The sequence below is a fragment of the Nodosilinea sp. LEGE 07088 genome, assembly GCF_015207395.1.
In the GTDB taxonomy this organism is placed as follows: Bacteria; Cyanobacteriota; Cyanobacteriia; order Phormidesmidales; family Phormidesmidaceae; genus Nodosilinea.
Genome location: NZ_JADEWX010000315.1, coordinates 1 through 3284 on the forward strand (window position 1 = coordinate 1; position 3284 = coordinate 3284).

Annotated in this window: 4 protein-coding genes and 1 pseudogene; all 5 read right to left on the reverse strand. The window is 46.5% G+C overall.

Annotation, left to right across the window (positions count from 1 at the left end; translation table 11 throughout):
* Window positions 1–97: 97 nt before the first annotated feature.
* The 5 genes and pseudogenes from IQ254_RS30380 to IQ254_RS30400 all read right to left on the reverse strand — a co-directional run bounded on the left by IQ254_RS30380 (window position 98) and on the right by IQ254_RS30400 (window position 3154).
* Window positions 98–799 (reverse strand): hypothetical protein, encoded by a 702-nt coding sequence (locus IQ254_RS30380; RefSeq protein WP_193969869.1) that lies wholly within the window; start codon window positions 797–799, stop codon window positions 98–100.
* Complete coding sequence (locus tag IQ254_RS30385; RefSeq protein ID WP_193969870.1) at window positions 772–1074, reverse strand: hypothetical protein; 303 nt, start codon at window positions 1072–1074, stop codon at window positions 772–774. The genes IQ254_RS30380 and IQ254_RS30385 overlap by 28 nt, the downstream gene beginning before the upstream one ends.
* A 229-nt stretch (window positions 1075–1303) precedes the next feature.
* Window positions 1304–1957, reverse strand: a pseudogene (locus tag IQ254_RS33345) (RHS repeat-associated core domain-containing protein); the annotation flags it as partial.
* A 99-nt stretch (window positions 1958–2056) separates the two neighbouring features.
* Window positions 2057–2467, reverse strand: a complete 411-nt coding sequence (locus IQ254_RS30395; protein WP_193969871.1) for an Imm7 family immunity protein — start codon at window positions 2465–2467, stop codon at window positions 2057–2059.
* Window positions 2468–2479: 12 nt separating this feature from the next.
* The gene (locus IQ254_RS30400) at window positions 2480–3154 is read right to left on the reverse strand and encodes a restriction endonuclease fold toxin (protein ID WP_193969872.1); all 675 of its coding nucleotides are present in this window, start codon (window positions 3152–3154) and stop codon (window positions 2480–2482) included.
* Between the last annotated feature and the right edge of the window lie 130 nt (window positions 3155–3284).

Below are 3284 nucleotides of genomic sequence, written 5' to 3' on the forward strand. Positions count from 1 at the left end.
GCTCCATAATATTGCTGGCTGAAACGTTCTATATCAGCCAGTTTCGGGCATGACGGGTCGTTTGACTTAACCCATGTCCGTTTTTCTTGGCGGCTCGTCACTGGACAGAGAACTTCCCACTGTCCAGTTTCAAAAGATCGCTCAATGAAAAATTATCGAGGCAATATTTCTCAATAGTTGCTTGAGTAAATGGTCTATGCTCATATACGTAATTGACAAGTTCAATAGGTACATCAACTTCATAGTACTCATCCACCCAAAGTTTGTGTTCTTGAGGTGTGCGTTTTAGAGCCATCAGCAACTCTCCTGAGCCATCAGGGTCATCTGAATCGTTTAGACAATCGACCTTTGTTGCTTTCCAATTGGCGTCGGTATAGCTTCTCCATAAGCAAAACGTAATCTCTTCTGATACAAGCGCTGGTTCTTGAAGATATCCGTTTATTCTATCCGGAAGTGATTGCAGGACTTCCTTCGAGACATCACAAGGATCTAGGTATAGAGAATGTAAGGGTGCTTCATGATTAAATCCTTTGACGATACAGCCAAAAGAGTTAAACAATGCAAATAGGTGATCTCCAGAACCATTTCTCATAGATCCCAACATCTCACTACTAGACCATTTGCTATCGAATGAGTAATATCTGTATTCCCACTCTGGTGAGAGAACAGCATCAAGCATAGCAAGTGACTGAAATACATTCTTTAGTGTGCTTATTCCAGAGAAATTGGATAGGTTGTGAATTGAAATGGTTGGCGACATCTTTTTAAGTTTCAGTGCAGTGTCTTTAAGTATTTCCAAGGGCTATCTACATTTTCTCTTGTTGCCTTCCATCCTAAAGGCAGGTCAGCCAACTCTTTAACACTTGGATCAATTTTTACTATCCTCTCTAAAGAAACGATAGTATGGTCTATTTCTGCAATGTTTTCACCCGATGTAAACTGCCAAGCACCATCGTCAGAATCGTGAGAAACCCATAGGATAGTCTTTTTCTTTTGACTAATTTCCCTGGTTGAGAAAACAGCTACATTTTTTGGATCTGCAAACGGCCAATCTTGTCCAGAAGAATTACCCATTAATCATGACTCCAAATTCTATGCGAGATAATCTACCTATTGGACTTTTGTCGGTTTCTTTGCCTAGATATTACTTTCGCATTACTGTAACTGTTTGTACCAGGCGCAACGCTTGGATCAGCGGGGCGGCGCGGGACTATATGATCCACTTGAGCCTCATTGGCTGAGGGGGTAACGCCTCTTCTGCTTTTCTGAGGTGGAGCCAAGAGCTCACCCGTATCATCATCTCTTAGTACACCTCCATTTCTTTGACGATTTTCTTCATAAATTCTACGCTTTTGCGCGGGGGTGAAGTCTTTGCCTGGACCAACACCTGGGCCATCTTGTAGGTCCGAGTAAGGGCCGCTCTCCATAAAGAGAGGGGCAAGTTCATTATCGGTGTTCGGGGTGGGCGAGGTGAAGTCATCAACATCAGGCCGTGGTCCATCTCCAAACCCACCGGGAGACAAATCACCGACATCCATAGGAGGGGCTGCAAGATGTCGTCCCCGCTGATGGGGGGCAGTGGCGGGTTGTTCCAGATGGGGCGGTTGGGGTCTAGATCTGGATTGTAGCCACCTGTGACCGTCGCAAGACACTGCTGGAATAAGTTTTCAAGATCACCAGGCTGTAAACGCGTCTCCTCCGGTTGCAGCGCGTAGTAGAGGAGTAAGGCCCCAATTGCAAGTCCACCAACAGCAAAAGGAACTGCGATCGCCAATTCACTACTCGGATCGGTGTAGTTGGTCGGACTATTGAAAACGTAGCGATAGAGGTTGGCATCCCCCGCCCCAAAGCCAAGCGGGTCTTCCGAGATAAACCGCCCCGCAGCCGGGTCGTAGTACCGCGCCCGGTAATACATCAACCCCGTCGCTTCATCTCGCTCTCTGCCGGTGTAGCCAAAGCGGAAATCAAAGCTGGGATTCGTTTCGCTCGTGACTTGTCTGACCTATAGATAAGTATTGTGGGTAATCTCCACTCTTCTCTACTTTACCTAGCATTGCTATTCCAAGATAAAAGGGTCTTCTATTACAGGAATGCAAGGGGACAAGTATTGGTCTTTGCACTTATTTACACTTCCTCTAGCCATTCTCAATACCTGAAACTCATTATCCTGGTTCTCCATATCTTCATCATCGCGGACGTACAGTAGACCATAAGATCCTGGCGCCATGCCTGCGATATCCTTAAAAACTCTGAAAAGTAAGGGTTTTATCTGACTTGCGCGATTAAAATGACCCGCTAGAATAACAAATTGTTCTCCGTTTAAAGCTTTCATATGAGCTAGGCCATTCCTCTCTTTCTCCAAAGGAGATAAAATTTCCTCAACTTTTTTGATGATTTCCCTACTGTCACTTTCTTCATCCTCTCCAAGAGATGACACTAGAGTGATCCATCCGTGGTATTCGTACATATTTTAATCCTGTCAATTAACAACATCAATAACTACTTCAACGCCATATCTACTCTCATACCTCTTTAAGGCATTTATTACATCTCCAGTAGGCTGTCCCTCAAATTCGTAATACACTTTTCTACCGGTCTGCTGAGCAGCCTCAAATGTTGCCTTTGCCTGATTTCTAAATTTTCGGCTAACAGATCCAACAGCTGGTTTGGCTTGAGCAATGAATTCATCACTGACAGCATCAAACTCCCTTGAATCAGCATCACTAGCAAATCTTACTCTGGGTTGTCCACCTATCTTTGTAGCTAGTGCATCAGCCGCAGAATCAGGTTTATTAACAGTTACTAAGCCAGCTGAGTCATCGTATAGACCAGGAAAGTTACCTCCAGTTCCACTACCTGAATTACCTTGAGAGCGCAGCGGAGCCGCAGGGTTGAAGTCATCGGCTGCCCCAGCTGGAAACCTGCCCCCACCGGGCAGTGCTGGGACAAGTTCATCCCCGGAGCCCGCCAAAGCTCTGCCCAAGTCATCGCCAATGCTGCCTGCTCCTCTGGCAACGTCATCGAGAAGTTGCGGCAACTGTCTGGCCAGCGATCCACCCAAGCCTCGCGCTAGGCCTGGTGCAGCCCCAACCCCAATCCCTGCGCCAAGTCGTTGCCAGAAGTATTCATCGTCATAGTAATCTTCACAGTCCATCGGCTGACTGCCTGACACAAGTAGGCAAAAGGCTTGAAACCTCGTTAGGCGAGGGGGAAAGGGTGAGCTGACATGAGACGCTGAAATTGCATCATCTCAGGGTCTTTACCATGTCAGCCACCACCTGCCT